This window comes from Verrucomicrobiia bacterium (assembly GCA_035629175.1).
Classification (GTDB): domain Bacteria; phylum Verrucomicrobiota; class Verrucomicrobiia; order Limisphaerales; family DASXHY01; genus DASXHY01.
Map to the genome: position 1 here is coordinate 1 of DASPIL010000014.1, position 15,945 is coordinate 15,945.

General features: G+C 53.7%; 10 protein-coding genes. 2 read left to right on the top strand and 8 right to left on the bottom strand.

Going from position 1 to position 15,945, the window contains the following annotated elements:
* Positions 1 to 534 precede the first annotated feature (534 nt).
* The 8 genes from VEH04_01675 to VEH04_01710 all read right to left on the bottom strand — a co-directional run bounded on the left by VEH04_01675 (position 535) and on the right by VEH04_01710 (position 12,957).
* On the bottom strand, positions 535 to 864 hold the full coding sequence (locus VEH04_01675) for a hypothetical protein (GenBank protein ID HYG21460.1): 330 nt from the start codon (positions 862 to 864) through the stop codon (positions 535 to 537).
* 76 nt (positions 865 to 940) lie between these two features.
* Entirely contained in the window at positions 941 to 1,258 is a 318-nt protein-coding gene (locus tag VEH04_01680) for a helix-turn-helix domain-containing protein (protein ID HYG21461.1), read from the bottom strand.
* A gap of 161 nt (positions 1,259 to 1,419) precedes the next feature.
* Positions 1,420 to 1,557, bottom strand: coding sequence for a hypothetical protein (locus VEH04_01685; GenBank protein HYG21462.1), 138 nt, complete (start codon positions 1,555 to 1,557; stop codon positions 1,420 to 1,422).
* Positions 1,550 to 1,945 (bottom strand): hypothetical protein, encoded by a 396-nt coding sequence (locus VEH04_01690; GenBank protein ID HYG21463.1) that lies wholly within the window; start codon positions 1,943 to 1,945, stop codon positions 1,550 to 1,552. Before VEH04_01690 ends, VEH04_01685 begins: the two co-directional genes overlap by 8 nt.
* Positions 1,942 to 2,736, bottom strand: coding sequence for a hypothetical protein (locus VEH04_01695; GenBank protein ID HYG21464.1), 795 nt, complete (start codon positions 2,734 to 2,736; stop codon positions 1,942 to 1,944). Before VEH04_01695 ends, VEH04_01690 begins: the two co-directional genes overlap by 4 nt.
* A gap of 274 nt (positions 2,737 to 3,010) precedes the next feature.
* On the bottom strand, positions 3,011 to 3,370 hold the full coding sequence (locus tag VEH04_01700) for a hypothetical protein (protein ID HYG21465.1): 360 nt from the start codon (positions 3,368 to 3,370) through the stop codon (positions 3,011 to 3,013).
* A 6-nt stretch (positions 3,371 to 3,376) separates the two neighbouring features.
* Complete coding sequence (locus tag VEH04_01705; protein ID HYG21466.1) at positions 3,377 to 12,496, bottom strand: DUF6531 domain-containing protein; 9,120 nt, start codon at positions 12,494 to 12,496, stop codon at positions 3,377 to 3,379.
* Positions 12,497 to 12,531: 35 nt separating this feature from the next.
* Positions 12,532 to 12,957 (bottom strand): hypothetical protein, encoded by a 426-nt coding sequence (locus tag VEH04_01710; protein HYG21467.1) that lies wholly within the window; start codon positions 12,955 to 12,957, stop codon positions 12,532 to 12,534.
* A 644-nt stretch (positions 12,958 to 13,601) separates the two neighbouring features.
* Here VEH04_01710 and VEH04_01715 point away from each other — a divergent pair.
* Together VEH04_01715 and VEH04_01720 are read left to right on the top strand one after the other, a co-directional pair.
* A complete protein-coding gene (locus VEH04_01715; protein HYG21468.1) occupies positions 13,602 to 13,859 on the top strand; it encodes a hypothetical protein in 258 nt (85 codons plus the stop codon).
* Positions 13,860 to 14,764: 905 nt separating this feature from the next.
* Entirely contained in the window at positions 14,765 to 15,175 is a 411-nt protein-coding gene (locus VEH04_01720) for a hypothetical protein (protein ID HYG21469.1), read from the top strand.
* The last annotated feature ends 770 nt before the right edge of the window (positions 15,176 to 15,945 follow it).

The window sequence follows — 15,945 nt, forward strand, 5'->3', positions numbered from 1 at the left end:
CATCCAGATTGAAAGGCTTCAGAGAACCACGAATCACACGAACCACACGAAAAAAGCGCCGGGTGGCAGAAGTTTAGAACCTCCTCTTCCCGGCCTTCTCCTCCGGCTACGCTCGGAAGAGAAGGAGAATCTTAAAGGCAGTCGCCCTGTTTTCGTGTGATTAGTGTGATTCGTGGTTAATAATTCCCTCCGCCCACCTTGCCTTCAATTCGCGCAATTAGCGGGATTCGCGTAAACCCGTTTTCCCCTCTGCATCCGGACGAAAAGCTTCAGAGAACCACGAATCACACGAACCACACGAAAAAAGCGCCGGGTGGCAGAAGTTTAGAACCTCCTCTTCCCGGCCTTCTCCTCCGGCTGCGCTCGGAAGAGAAGAAGAATCTTAAAGGCAGTGCCCTGTTTTCGTGTGATTAGTGTGATTCGTGGTTAAAATTCCCTCCTCCACCTTGCCTTCAATTCGGCAATTAGCGGAATTCGCGTAAACCCGTTTTACCCGGGCCCAGGCGCCTACGGAATCCGTGCACGATAAAAGAATTATGTGCCGTGCTGCCGGATTCGGTTCCCGGTCATCAGGTGCTTCAGACGGTCAGGGCACATATTTGGGCCGGGAACAAAATATCGATTATGTTCCGCGGAACAATCGATAAACACCCGGCGTGTGACGCCGCCAAACGAGCGAAACGCGTTATCCAAGCACCGGATGAAGTTCTCCGTGGTCTGACGCCAAACCACTTCACTGTAGCCCTTGCGCGAATGACTCAGCACCACCCAGAAGAGGTGCGGGCGACGACGCTTGCCATCCTCAACGACAAAGGCGCCCTGCCCGAAATCCACCTGCGCTTCAGCTCCCGGCTCAACCTCCATGCGTCGAAACGGCAACTCCATCGTCTTGCCCAGACGGCGGGTGAATCGCCATACCGAATCATAGGTCCCGCCAAACTCACATCTGATGCCAGATCCTGGTAGATGCGCCGAATCGACAAGCCCGAAGCCAGTGCCGCTTCAATCCTTCCTTCCACGGCTCGCACAGGCTTTCCGGCCCGAAATTGGCCAACTCCAACGCTCCAGCGCCGGCCACCAGATCAACGGCAGATCCGGTTCGCGGGTTGTTGGGTGATTTTGCTTCCTGCTCCGCCGCTAGATAGCGGCGCACAGTTACGCGGTCCACGCGCAGTTCGCGCGCAATCCTGCGTTTAGACCAGCCCTGTCGATGCAGGGCAACAATCGTTTCCTGCTGATTCACTTTGAGTTGATTCATTGCCCCGTCGTGTTCCCAAATCAGGAACACTCAGAGCAACTTCTCGCCTCAAAGGGTGGGTGATTTTCACCCGCGAATTGGTGGGTGACTTTGCCCGCGAACTAACATTCTCACGCTGGCGTCGCGGACTCTAAATCGTGGGAGTCGCCAACGAAGATGGATCACGAGCTCAACTGATTCACTGCGTTGGAGAAGGTTTCAGTGACGCGGCGGTCGCGAGCCGTCTTCAAAGCCTCGACCATCAATTCCATCGGTGGCTTTTCGGGTTCCCACTCTGCGCCTGAACAAAGTTCATTCACTGACAATTTGAACGTCCTTCGCGGGATCAGCGACTTTGCCGCCTTTCAGAACGACCCGACTGAACACAATCTTCGCCGAAATGTTCGTTGAGGCGAATGGCTTCTGAGCGTTCACGACAAAATTGAATGTGTTCGTTGAACCGGATTTTAGGCCGCGTGTCCCCTCGCTGCCGTTGATTACCCAGCGCGTGCCTTGGGCGACGACTTTACCTTCCACATCGGTCAGGAAAACAGCGGCGCGGGCAGACTCCACTGTTTCGGCAAAATTGTTTTTCAAAACTAGCGGCACGATTGCCTTTTGGCCCGCGACCAGTGTTTTAGAGACTTCAACCACCAATTGAGCTTCTGCTGAAACCGACGCCAACAAAAACGCCAGAAATGCCTTCATTTTGGGACACCATTCTGATTCCGATTTTGATTTCGAACTGCGTTTACCTGCGACCGTTCCTTAGCAAATTGATCGAGGTCCGTGCCGTCTGGGATACGAACGTAATTTGTCGGTGGCGCAAAAAGGAACGGATGTGGCGTGCCAAGTTGAACCTTTCGAAAGTGCATTAAACGAATACTGTTTCGGGTGCGGCAAAGAATTTGGAGCGGAAAGTCCTGAAGGTCGCTTGCGTAAGAGATGATTGCCTGTTCCGCAGGGCGATTTGGTTCCGTAACTTCAACTAACGTCTTTAAGCACGTGTGCCCATCTATAACTTCATTCGTCAACACCGTTTGCTTCTGAATCGACACTCTCGCTGTTTTCAACTGTTCCTGTGCGTAAACAGATGGGTCGATTAAAGATTCTTCATAGGCAGCTAAATCTGGAAACATCACGTATGATTTCTGCTCTGCCGCAAGCACGATGATTCGTCCGACCCCAATGCGCTTCATGGCTTGGCGATGTTCTTCCGGTATTTGCACCATCGAATCTAAGAGAACATCAAAGCGCATACATCCCTTCTTCACTGCAATTCCCATTGCCATTTGCATCCGAGGCGCGCCATTGGAGTCAAATTCCCGCAATTGGAGAACGCCGGAGAAGTCGGGCGTGTTCTCGGTGAATCTTTCTATAAACGGCTGCAACTTGGGAATCACGTTCGCCATCGCACGAAGGTCGGCAGCATAGCCGCGCAGCGGAAACCAGCAACAGAAGGAAATGATTACTGCTGTTTTAATAATATGATTTTTCATGTCATGCATCGTTTTGGCGGCTCACAATGGAAATTTTGCTTTCGCGGAACATCCTGTGCCAGCCACGACTGATAGAAAACGGGATTTCATTTCGCTCGCAAGAAGGCAACCAAGGCACAAGCAGCGAAACCAACCGCCAAGCCGTAACAGAGCAGTGGGAGTGGCTTTCTTGACAGAAAACTAGACCACGTTCTGGTTTCACGACCACGAGACAGACTCGGAAGCATCATCCCTCCAACAGAAAACAGAATCGCCGCGGTTAGGTATTTGACACTCATCGGCACGAGCGTTTGACCATAGTATCTGCCATGACGATTTGGTGCATTTCGCAGAATTTCTTTACATCGGAAGTATGCGGCCTTGGAAAGATTAAGAGACCGGCCTTAAACGAGCGTAATTCCAAGTCAACATCGTTTGTATTGCCGACAATGGCCCAAAGTTCTTTTCCGTATCCGAAATTCGCATGAACCATTTTTGCAATACGATGCGGATAAATCTGAATTTCGTTCCATGTTGATATTTTTCCTACGCGCATTAACAGTCTGCGCCGTCTGCTGGATTGGAAAAGCTTGGTGACGATCAGGAGAACCATGCCCAAGCCAGCAATTATCAAAAGAATCAAAATGAAATTCATGCACTTTCAGTGATTACCATAGTACCAAAGCCCGCCAACGGTAGAACCGGTACCCAGCACGGTAGCCGTCTGACCGAAAGACATCGAACCAAACGCGGAGATCGGCGCAAGCAAAGTCTGTCCATACTGGCCTGCCGTGAAGGAACCATAGGCGTAAGCAGCAACTTCCTCGGCGTAGAGCGGAAAAGCGCCAATGACTGGTAGCCTTCCTGAGGACGCCGCGAAATTTGGGTATCTTTCAGCGATAGCCGCGTGAAATCCCTCGTGTGCAATGGTGTTGAGACGATCCGCTCCGGTTAGGCCAGGATCAATCCAAATCCGCAGATTTGAGATGGTAGCATTCTCAATCCCAACTGAATCTAGCAGCCGGTTTCCGGTAGGGGCAAACGTCATATCGTATGTTGTTAACCCCACTGTCTTACCCGATTTCGCGGCTGTTGTTTCGGCGAAGGCCAGCGCACTTCCTCGTCCAAACCGTCCAGCCTGCCCGAACTCGCCTCCCAGAAGAAAACTTCCCAGTGTTCCTGCCGTGTATCCCGCGCGATAGGAACCCGAATTGCCCTCCCCACCTGACATTCCAGTCCCGAGCTGTTCAAGGTTTCCCATCGAAGAACCGAAGTTCTGATAAGCCCAATCGGGTTCAAATGGGCTGGTAACTGCATACAACGCGGCCCCACTGGCATCGTTCGCCAGATTCCAAATTCCGGCCATGGTATTTCCAAAATTGGCGGTCTGCTCTCCGAACGTGTTGTAAGCCCATTCGGGTGCGAACGAAGAACTGAGCGCATACGCCAGCGCCCCCGCTGAATTGTTTATCAACCCAGAGATGCCATACGCCATATCCAGCCCGGCACTGCCCACACCTTTTCCGAAACGTCCGTCGGCATCGAAGTAGTATGCGGGGTTTTGCCGGAAGGCCGTAAACAGCGCTTTGTCCGATTCATGGCCGAGCGGGTCTGCTGCAAGGAATGCTTTGCCGATTGGATCGTAAGGACGGACGCCAAGCTGAATCAGATTGGCGACATTCATTGGGCGCGTGCGCCAAGCCAGACTTTCAAACAGCGGGACGTTCAATTGAATCCTCGGCGGCGCGTAACCTTCCACCGGCGCGTAAAGGTTCGCACGGGAAGGATTCCAGCGCATGATTCCGTTTGTCACGGCACCCAGCACGTTGCCGAAGGCATCGTTCACAATGGGAACAAAGATGCTGAAAGGCGGGGAGGTGATCGTTTCCAGCCCGCCAATACCATGAGCACCGCCGTAGCTGCCGCTCATGTCTGGACCGTAGGCGAGCCATTCCTGACGGCTGAATGCGCCTTGGCTGGCTCGAATCCCGATGATTTGAAATTCGACGTGCGGGTCATAATGGTAGGTGACGCTAAGCGGCGCGGGGCTTGCCGGAAGCGCCCAATAATTCGTCACCATGGTTTCGGTCGTTTGGATTTGTCGGCCCAAGCCGTCGAAGGTGGAAACGAAGTTGAATCCGTTCCCGTTCGCGTCGCGTTCGGTGATTTTCGCCAGCCGCCCAAAACCATCCCAAACCAGGCTTTGAGTTTTGAGAATCGTTCCGTCGGTTTTGCGCCAGATGCGATTCGTCACGTTGCCGGAACCGTCATATTGGTTTTCCTCCCGGTCAGTGGCACCCGCTGAAACCGTGAAGACGGTTGAGCGATTCGTGGTGAATGCGCCGCTCGGATGATCCGCATATACGATGAGCGAATTGCTCATGCCAGGCTTAAGCGCCATGTCCGCCTGCCAAACACTGCTTGAGCGAGGATCATAGCGAACGTCCACCGGCTGGCCGTTCACGAAGCCGCGCAGCCTGGAGGCGCCATTTACGAAACCGTCAGCCGTGCGATGAATTGCGGAGTTGGTCGCGGTGGCAATTCGCGAGAAACCGTCACGAGCAGCGGACCAGGTATTCGAAGCCGCGCCAGTGGAAGCGGTTCGCGTGAGAACGCCGAGGCCGTTTGCTTCTGTGTTGTCGAATGTGTAGCTGTTCGTGACAGCCGAGCCGTTTCCGAGATTGAATGTCTCGGAAAGGAGCCGTCGCGTTGTGGCTTCGTATCCAAAGCGGCGTGTGTCGGTGAAGTCACTTCGGGCGGCAACATAGTTGGCCGGCATTCCATCGCCGGTCCAAGACCATGTTTCCGTAAGCGCCGTAAGCAAGCTCGCACGGGTCGTGCGCTGCAAGGGACGGCCCATTCCGTCGCGCTGATCCACTGTGACCGCGCGCGTCCCGTTGGTGCGGCCAATCATCAGGCCATTGTCACCATAGCCGAACGTGGAATTGTTCACGCCGCTCATCAAACCGTCGGCACGATACTTGAAATTCATTCCGTCAGCTTGGTTGCGCCGTGCGGCAGAATTCCACGCCTGCCAAACCGGAATGAGCGCACCGCCGTTGACGTAAACCTGTTGCAGGATCATTTGACTGTAAGGATCAAAGGCGTGCTCGATGGTCACTGCCGCGCCGGTGCCGGGCACGGTGTAGAATTGGGAAACTTCCGTGAGCAATCCGCGAGCGTCATACAGCCATGCGCAACTCATCTTCTGTTCTGCAAGCGGGCCGCTCGTCGTTACACTCGCCACGCGCAGCCAATCGTCATAGGCGTTGGTACGAACGACGCCATTGCCTTCGGCTGCTGTCTTCAGCAATCCGGCCCAAGCATCGCCCGACGGATAATAGCTGTAGGTCTTCTGCCGAGAGATTGCGGTTCCATCGCTCAACTGTTCACTCTCAATCTGTCCGGCGCTGTTGTAGCTGCCGGACCAAGTGAGATTGCGCGGCATCGCGCGGCTGATGACGTTTCCTGCGGCGTCATAACCGAACTCGGTGACAGAGCCGTCCGCTTCCGTCCGGCTGGTAACGCGGTGCAGCCCGTCGAACTGACTGCTGACAACCGAGAACAAGGCCAAGGCATTGTTCGTGGCGGCGTATCGGGCAACAGAGACCGGATTACCGCCAAGGTCGTAATCTGTGCGCGTGAATTCTCGGGCGTTGGAAGCGGGATAACCCAAAGCGAGAACGGTTCGCCCATCATTGTCCGTGAACGCGGTGTTCACTATTGCACTGCTGCCCGTCCCATTGGTGACAGTGGTTCCGTGATGATTTCGGGCGTACGCTGTGCGCGTGACACGAACGGGCGCTATACCGTTGGAACTAAAGATTTCAACGCTCACCGGGCGGCTAAGGGCGTCGTTGACCGATACGGTTTTTTCACCAAGAGCATTGCTAACGATCAGCGTCTTGCTGCTGGCGCCATACACGTAACTTGAAATTTGCTGAACTACATTCGTCACGTAGTTCGTGCCCGCCGGGTCCATGCCTTCCAGCGAAAGACTTTCAATCCTCGGACCAACGCTCGTCTTGATCCGGTCCAACCCGTCAAAGGTGGTGTAGAAAACGTTCGTGGCAGCGTCGATTGTTTGAATCGCGTTGCCGCGCCGATCCGCGATTACCACATTTGTGGAAAGTGCGACGTTTCCAGCGGAGTAAAAGACCTTGGAAGTCTTGCGGGCCGCATCATCGTAAACGGTTTCCACATACGCACCGTTGCCTTGGATTTCGCGATGGATGCGGCCATCCACGTAGTAACGCCATGCGTTCGTGGAACCATTTGCATTACGGCGAAATCTCGGTTTGCCCTGCGAAGTGTACTGGGTTTCCGATACGCCACCCAAGGCGTTCGTATGGAAACGGATTTGCCCGCCCGGTTCATAAGCAAATCCTTCGCTGCTGAGAATTGTTGAACCGTCCGCGTCGTGGAACACCCGGCGGGTCAATCTGCCAAGCGCATCCCAAGTATTTGTGGTGATCGCGCCGGATGAATCCCGCGTCCGGGTGAGATTGCCGAAAGCGTCATACTCCCTGAAGCTCTGTGCGTAGAGATCGGTAGCCGCGCGAACGCCGGTTCCGTCGTCATTGGCTTCCGAGCGCCAGCGGACTTCAGTGATGAGCCGCCCGGCTCCGTCGTAATCCCGCCAAACATAATCTTCGGGATCGAAACGCGGTCCGTCGCTCCATGTGAGTTCGCCGTTTTCGTTGTAGTACGAATGTTCCCATGAGAGCGGAGATGAATTCGCATTCTCGTAAACCTCGCGATATCGCGGGCGTCCCATGGGATCATGGTTGAAGCGGGTTACGCGGCCATCGCCATCAATGGTTTCAAATAGTTCGCCACGGTCGTTGTATCCGAAAGTGTTGGTAACGGCGGGATCTCCGGTTCCTGTGTAGCTGATGGATTGCAGCGTGTAGCCTCGACCATCATTCACCCATTCGTTTGTCGCGGCATCGGTGGTGCCCAACGCCCGAATCTGCTGCTTGCGCAGGCCAAAAGCTATGTTCGTCCGAAGCGTTGCACCCAATAGCGCGGTGTTCGTGACGTTCTCATAAACGAAACGGTTCGAAGCGATGATCGTGGAACCGGCCAGCCGCACCACATACTCCGGCAACAGTGGATACTGTGAATGATAAAACGTCTGAACCTTATTCCCAACTGCATCGACGACTTCGACCGGCAGGTTCTGGGCGTTGTAAACGGTCGTGTTCGTGGCCGAAACAACAGCACCCGAGCCGGTCAAATCGCCGGTGACGATGATGTTCGTCGCGTTCCCATTCGCGTCATACCTGAAAGTCGTTACGAGACCCCGCTCGTCGGTTCGTGATTCTAAACTACGCGGGTGGTATCCCGGCTTGGCTGTCTCGGTCGGCTCGTACCAATCCTGAACAATAGGCTGACCAAGAGAGTCGGCAATCTTCGTTATCAGACCGTTCGTGTAGTCATAGCGGTTGGTGTTGTTGAACACGTCCTTGACGACCGTGAACCCGGAAATCGTGTTGGTGAAGGAATTCGTGAAGTTGAAGTTGTTCGAGTAAACGAACGTGGCGTTCCGCACGAGCAACAGGTCCGGGCCGACCGTCGCCCATTGATTCGTCACCCGCCGGTGTGCGTCATACTCATTTTTCAGAACGCGGCCATCCGGTTTGATTTCTTTCAGAACCAGGTGCGTTGAATAAAAATTCGTTGTCACGACCGAGCCGTTCGTCACGGTCATCGTCTTGTGTTCGTACTCGTATCGGATTTCTGCGGAATCCGGCAAAGTAACCGTCACGAGATCGCCGTGCTGGTCGTAATCATAGGAGATGCGCCGTCCGTCTCCAGTGTAGCTATCTACAATGTGCCCATACACGTCGTATTCGAACCCGAGGAACGATCCGTTGCTGCTTTGAATACGGCGGTTCTCGCCGAAATCAGGCTTCGTTGAGTCCGTTCCATACTCGAAGGTGAAGAAGTTGCCGCGCGAATCCTCCCATTTCGTCAGGTATGGCCGGGTGCGGCTGATGCCACCACCGATGAAGCTCATTACCTTGAACGTGCGCTTCTCGCCCATGGCAGTGTTCAGGGTGTAAAAGGTATCCGCACCGGCCGTCGCTTTTACTATCCGTTGCTGAAAACGGTTCGCCACTGAGCCGATTCCCAAATTGGAATTGTTGTTCAATTCTGGATTGAGTGAAGCCGACGGCAGAAAAACGTTCACATTCGTTGCCGTCTTTTCATACGCGATCACGGCCCCGTCAGGTTCGGCTGCATAGATGATGTTCGATGTCGCGTTTACGCAGAGATAAGGCATGTAGTTCAGCTTCCATCCATAGCCGAACTGATTATCGGCGAGATTGTGGCTGGAGTAATTGCGACTGACTTTGAGCGGCATGGAACCGGGAAGCCCGATGTCATCGGCTTTGATGTAGAATTCGCCGGTGACGGCGTGGACCGGATCGGCGATGGGACTTCCCCATTGGGTGATTGCGTCCATCACGGTGCCAAACCAACCATCGTCTTCGATTGTTCTGACAGCCTGACCAAAATCCATGTTTGGCGCTCCCAGTGATGCCATTCCCATTTCGTCGAGCGTTTGTGATGCAAACAAAAGCTGATACTGGCTCAACGTCAAAAGGTTTGCTTCGGCAGCATCAGCCACTTCCCCGGCGTTGTAATTGGCGTAGCTGTCCGGCGCTGCGGTTTTGTCGCTTGCACTCGGAGGATTCAAATCCACCGAGAAGTTGTTTTCTGAATCCAGGCCGAGAGAAATGTTCGGCGTGTTGCCAAGCGCCAAGGAATCGTCATCCAGATTTGCGCCCCAGCCGCCGTTCTTTTCACCGATGGCCGCTGCACCACCGGCAGGTTCAAGAATGAAGGCAGCCAAACCGCGAAACGATTTCGTGGCATTCGTTACCGCTCCGGGTGTCATGTAAACCTGAACGAAGTTGTAGTTCGTGTCAGTGTAGTAGTTGAATGAGTTGGTGATCTTCGCCCAGAGGCTGGGAATGTGATCCTTGAGCTTGGTCGAAGCGCCGATTGGATAGTTCTTATTTCCTTCGCCGATATAGTTGTTCTTGTCCAAGAGCAGAATTCCCGGCTGGCCGTTTGTGGCCGATTTGGCCTGTGCGATTTGAAGCAACTTTACCGTCGAGACGGCGTCAGTTTGGCGGAAGAATTTATTGATGGCGTTATGCTCCTGAGCGGAGCCGTTAGCCATCCACAAGTGAAAATAGTCATCGTTGGGAACCATTCCGTCATCGCCAGAATCCAGCCGGACGGTCGTGTTTCCGAGAATGACAACCTCTTTATAGAAGATGTCCAGGCTCGGCTGTACAAGGTCGATGTCGCCGTTGGGCAAAGCGCCGCTGGTGCGCTTGGCACGCAGTCCGGCCAATCCAGACGAAATCTGACTGCCGACCTGAACCTTGTGGAGCCGCTGGTTTACTTCGTCGAATCTCGAAATCCGTTCGTTGAACGCCATGCCGAACAAATACGCGAGTGCGCCGTGATAGATGTCAGGACTCAACGAGTTCGTTGCGGAAGGGTTTATGTTCAACGTCCGTTCCATGTTCCAAAGCTTTTCAGCATGAACACGCAACATTTGCGGGGTCACTTTGCCCGCGTTCAGGCAAATGGCTGAAAGGTCTCCCTTTCGGATCGTGCGAGTATTCGTGATCGTGATGCTTTCGCTCATGCCTAGATACGGAACTGAGTGGTTTGGACGCACAAATCCAACAGGGAGGGAGCGGTGCCGATTGTGGACAATCTCGACGTTCAGGATGTCGTCTGATGACGTAAGATTCGCATTCGTGAGGGATTGAGCCTTCAGCAGGTTGGGATCATTGGAAAAATTTCCAATGCCCGTCGCATCTGTACGAAAGGCTTCCAAGCAAAGAATCATTCGATGCGTCGTGCTGGTGATTTTCTCATGTCGTAGAACGAACTGGCGGTTGTGCAAGTCCACCATGCGAAGCGGGCCGCTGGATAGCGTCTTTGAACTATTGGCCGCGCTTGTTACTTTCACGCTGACCGAATCGAAGATGTTTGTCAGTCGAGGATTGACGTTTGTGATCGACGACGATCCTAACGATTCGATGGCAACTGAGATGTTGGTCACAACCAACGGACGCGGAAAGTCGGTCCAACGGCTGAACAGATGCCGACGGTTCGCGAACTTCATTCCGAGGTCATCCATTGAGATTCCGGGTGCATTCGCGTCGAGCATCTGCTGTACGAACAATGGAAAAAGCTTCTCCGGTGTGTCGTCCTCCGCAGACAAACTCATGATGTTTGTCCTGCCGCGCAGGTAATCGCGCACCCATTGATACGAAGTCTTGTAGCCAGAAGGCATGTAGTCGTACAGCCACAATCCCTCCATCACCTGCGTGTCTTTCAGCCATGGAAACAGGTGAATCCAATTGGTCCCGATGTATGCGGCGACCCATGGATAATTCACCGGAATGATGGAATTGGTGGTGTAGGGCTGAAGGTTTCCGAACTCAGCGCTATTGATTGCTCCGCGAATCTGCATTCGAAGCAGCGCACTCAATTGCGCATCGGTCATCTTGACGCCGTTGTCTGCACCAAACATATAGGCTGCGGGAACTCCAGCCCTTCGCAGCAGGTAAACCAACAACGCACACTGTTCCGTCGGGGAACCCTGGCGCTCCATAAAGGTCGCTAGCGCACCCCGATTAACCCCGCCACAGTTAATGGATATATCGGACACCGCGCCGTTATCCTTGTATGCAATCGCATCGCACAGACTGATTTCGTTCTGGACGAAGTTTGCCAGCGCAATCGGATCGCCTCTCATGTCAGTCACGAACTGGTTGAGCAGCGGATGGAGCCGCAACTCGGGGCTGGCATCAAGGTTGGTGCAGACGGAGGGACTCAGCGATACCACGTTCGTCACCGGCGGACTGTTGGTTAAAAGTTCCTCAACGGATTTGCCCCGATAAACGGATGGAACGGGTGAACCAGAAAAATGCGGCTGATCCAAATAGACCGCGTGCCAAGGTGGTCGTTCCTGAAATTCCAACGAATAAAGGCGAGACCATGCGCCAAACCCATTCGTATCGGTGGCCATCCAGGCTCCTCTATTGGACCCAAGCCCGACAACGACGTACAGATAATTGGTGGCCGTTTTCGTCGCGCGATGGGTGATGTGAAAAGCCCCGGCAGGATAATTCAAACCCCACAGAACAAAACTCTCATCGAACCGGATGGTCGTGCTTAAACCGAAAGCGGTAATGTTCGTTTGAAAACCATTCGTCAGAAAACTCCGCCATGCGTTCGTATCGGTGGGTGTTCTAGGAACAGGAAACCTCATTGCGGCCACTAATTGCCGATCGTCAGCGCGATAAATGTTTATGCCGACAGTGTTCGTGTCGTAGGAGGAATGAGGCACGCCCGCGTAGGTCCCAAAATGATAATCGTGGTCATAATACAAGGGCGATCCGCCCACGCGGCCACCAAAAGCAACAATTGGAGCATCGAAGGGGATGCGCAATGACGGGTCGTTGGCACTCGCAGGGTTCTCCGCATCATAGTGATAACGCATCAATCCCCAGAATATCCCCGGAAACAGATTTGTTGAATTGCCGCCGACATTGTCCAAGGCCACGCCTTTTTGAAAATCCAACGGAAGAACGAAAGACTGGTGGCTCGTATCCGTTCCGGTTCCACGGTAGAAGCGGCCCGTCCTTGCCGCGTTTGTCTGGGCAGAAAGCTCAGAAGCGCAAAACATCGCAGCCGCCAGCGCGAAGACAAAGCGGATTGATCCAATAATTTGAGGAGCCATACGTCGAGAGTGGTTCAAAGCGTTTCCCTGATGCTTCAATCCAAGATTGATCCGTGCGCGGGGGCGTTAATGGAAATCGTAAGAATGCCTACAGACGGGTCATTGGAATCTGCGTCCACCTGTTCAAAAACGCCGTCCCCATCACTGTCACTGCCTTCCAGAACCTTGAAAAAACTCTGCGGGTAGTTCTCAGGGTCCGGAACCGGCACGACGAAATTGCTTTGGCCAATCTCGCCAACCCACATCGGTATCCACGGATAATTCACATCGGCGAGAATGTCGGTCCAGAACAGCGTGTAGTTCGTCGTGGCAACCGCATTCGTGACGACAATTTCAAATTCACTCGGCGCGGTCTCTCTAATCGTCAGGCCGGGAGGGTTGGATTGTGCGGGTAAAGTGAGAAGAACGCAGGCGACAGAAGCGGCACCCAGACCTGCGGCAATGTGATTATGGGTGTTCATAGACTTTGAGTGACAGCCAACAACGAAGTCATATACGTTTCATTTCCTTAAACCTTTCACACAATTGTGAAAAAGTTGATCCACCAGCGGCCCGATGGCGCGGTTTGAGTTGGGCTTGATCCACGAGCAGAAGATCGGAATGCGAATCGGTGCCGCGAATAATTTAATTCACAGATCCATACGGGTTGATCCTGAGCTGGAAGGAATCACGAACGCTCCTGCTGCAAAGGGACAACATTCCCGCCAACTGATTCTGCGACAGCGTATAGATGAGAAGCTGCCGTTCAAGTTCGGATTTGGAGAACGCGAACTCGAAAAAACATGACGACCACGAAACAAGCGAGTGAGCTAAGAAAAAGGCGCCTTGCCACGCTGCTATCTTTGCCTGGCCGGATTTCGTGTGATTCGCGTGATTCGTGGTTGTCCGCTTTCTTCGCGGCACCTTCGCACATGCCGCCTTTTGCCCTACGAAAGCCAAGTTCTGCAACGGAAATTCTTTTGCAGGAAAATAGGGTGTTGGCTAAAACTCGACGCGTTGGAAGTCGTACGCGTCGGTTCGCAGGAGGCTGTTCGCAGTGTCGGCGCGGTTTTTGGTGTTGTAATCGGTTCGCTCGTTTCACGACAACAAGACATCTCTCTCTCCCATGGAAAATTCCCCTGAAACTGCATCACAAGGTTCAAAGTCCAAGTCCAATGCCCAAGGCTCACATGTCATCGATCGCGTCCTCAAAACGGAAACGATCCAGATCGACCGCAAGCTCCTGATCTGCACGCTCAAGGAGAACTCCCACGGAAAATTCGTCCGAATCTCGGAGGAGACCGGCAAGCATCACAACGCGATCATCCTCTCCGCCGTTGGAATCCAGCCGCTATGCAACACGCTGAAAGGGTTTCTTCAGTAGCAGAGAAACGCACAGCGGTCCGTCCCTAAATCTTTCCAACCCCCGGGAGAGACCGCGCAGCACACGGTCGCTGCCTTGCAGCCAACTTCGGTGCGAAACTCCGGATTTAAGGTCAAACTTCCGCCCAAATGGTCCAGGTTTCGGGTTTGCTGGTCATGCTCGACGGAGTTCAGGCCATACAAACGAAAACCAAGGTCAAAATTCCTGAGTCATGGTCCAAGAACGCAAGCGCGTAGTCTGAAAACCGAAACGATGGCTCTGAAATCGTGTTCGGAAAGCTCAAACGCGATCCGCCAGGCCTTATTTCCCAGCATGCATGATCAGGTTTCAGAAAACATCGCCTTACATGGCACCGGCAAGACTTGAAAACGTTCCGAAATCCCTAAAACGCGCTCGCGACGGCTTAAAAACGCGAGTTGATTACCATAAATCGCGTCAGCATGGTCTAAATGGCACAGCGATGACCTGATGTGCGCTCAAGTGTTCCGAATTTGCCGCACGATGTCTCGTTTTCTGCGCGTTCTCGTCTTACTATAGTCCCCGCCGCGAAATACCAAAATCACACTCGATTGCCGTTTTTGGAATGATTTCAACCTGCCAGAATGAGTCGCGCGAATCCATCAGGTTTTCCGATCTGAAAACTCCGCGCGCTTTCGGTCAGCGCCGGGCAGTTGGTATCACCGATGCTATTCCAGCTCACGGATGGGACGGGTCCCTGTAGGTTGTTATGGGATCACCCCGATGGTTCCCCGCCACAACGTGAAGCGTTCGGTTTTGTATTAGGGACGCTCTTCGTGTGTACGCGGCTCGCCATGCACGAATGAGTTTTCCGCCTTTTCCGCCCGCCTTCACTCAACACAGATACACTGCGACTCGAAAGGCAGTGTCAGCAAACCAGGATAGTTATGACCAAAAGTATAGTATTGGTTACGCTCGTGGTGAATGCCCAGATCGCAGCAGAGTTCTGGGAATCGCATCCGGAAATCAAACTCAACGAAATCACCGGCCCGCAATTCAAGAAACTTCATGCGGCATTCTCCACGCTCGTGGACGAATGTACGCGCAAGGAATCTGAATTGCGCGAGTTGCTCACCCAGCGGGAAAAACTCGCAGCTGAGGTGAAGTCTCTCACTCGCCGCTTCCGCACGACTGTTTCGGGGATCTACGGCGCCGATTCGGCCGAATTCGAGAAGCTCGGCGGAAAACGGACGGGGCTTCACAAATCCCGCAAGACACGGCGTGAAACCGCCGCCGGCGAAATCCCCCCGCCGGTTTCGAACGGCGTCCGCAACACAGTCCCCGTTGCGATGTCGTGAAACCACGTATCCAGCTGACGGGCCGCGATGCCCGCACGAGCCGCTGGATTCCAGTGCGATCGGGCAAGTAATGGTGGTTTGTCAATCGGCAGGAACGCGCCTCCGGGCGTTTTCCTGCCGGCTTCTATTCCGACGGTTCCCCCTCTGCATCCAGAGCGAAATGCTTCAGAGAACCACGAATCACACGAACCACACGAAAAAAGCGCGGGGTGGCAGAAGTTTAGAACCTCCTCTTCCCGGCCTTCTCCTCCGGCTCCGCTCGGAAGAGAAGGAGAATCTTAAAGGCAGTCGCCCTGTTTTCGTGTGATTAGTGTGATTCGTGGTTAATAATTCCCTCCGCCCGCCTTACCTTCAATTCGCGCAATTAGCGGAATTCGCGTGCCCGTTTTCCCCTCTGCATCCAGACGAAAAGCTTCAGAGAACCACGAATCACACGAACCACACGAAAAAAGCGCCGGGTGGCAGAAGCTTAGAACCTCCTGTTCCCGCCCTTCTCCTCCGGCTGCGCTCGGAAGAGAAGAAGAATCTTAAAGGCAGTGCCCTGTTTTCGTGTGATTAGTGTGATTCGTGGTTAAAATTCCCTCCTCCACCTTGCCTTCAATTCGCGCAATTAGCGGAATTCGCGTAAACCCGTTTTCCCCTCTGCATCCAGATTGAAAGGCTTCAGAGAACCACGAATCACACGAACCACACGAAAAAAGCGCCGGGTGGCAGAAGTTTAGAACCTCCTCTTCCCGGCCTTCTCCTCCGGCTACGCTCGGAAGAGAAGG